We start from the raw sequence: 395 nt of genomic DNA on the forward strand, positions 1-395 counted from the left end.
CCGGGTTTTGGGAATGCGACTGCTGGGCCGTCGTCGGGTTTCTTTAACCAGGGCACCGGTAGCTCGTCGGGGTTGGGTAATGTGGGCGCCAACACGTCGGGTTGGCTCAACATCGCAACAGGCGCGTCGGGAAACTCCGGATTGGCCAATCTCGGCGCACTGCAATCAGGCATGTACAACCTGGGCAACTCCGTCTCGGGCTTCTACAACACCGGCACCGCCGGCTTGGCCACGCCGTCGAGCATCTCAGGGGTAGCCAATATCGGCACCGACCTGGCCGGCCTGTTGCGCAACGGCGCCCACGGCACCCTACTCAACGTCGGGCTCGGCGATCTGGGCCAGCTGAACCTGGGATCAGCCAACACCGGCAACCTCAACCTGGGCAACGGCAACCT

General features: G+C 63.8%; 1 protein-coding gene. It reads left to right on the forward strand.

Translation table 11 applies throughout. From position 1 onward, the window contains the following. Positions 1 to 395, forward strand: a 395-nt coding sequence (locus F0Q45_RS28435) for a hypothetical protein (protein WP_188113213.1), incomplete at both ends; no start/stop codon positions are given.

This window comes from Mycobacterium simiae (genome assembly GCF_008370645.1).
Classification (GTDB): Bacteria; Actinomycetota; Actinomycetes; order Mycobacteriales; family Mycobacteriaceae; genus Mycobacterium; species Mycobacterium simiae_A.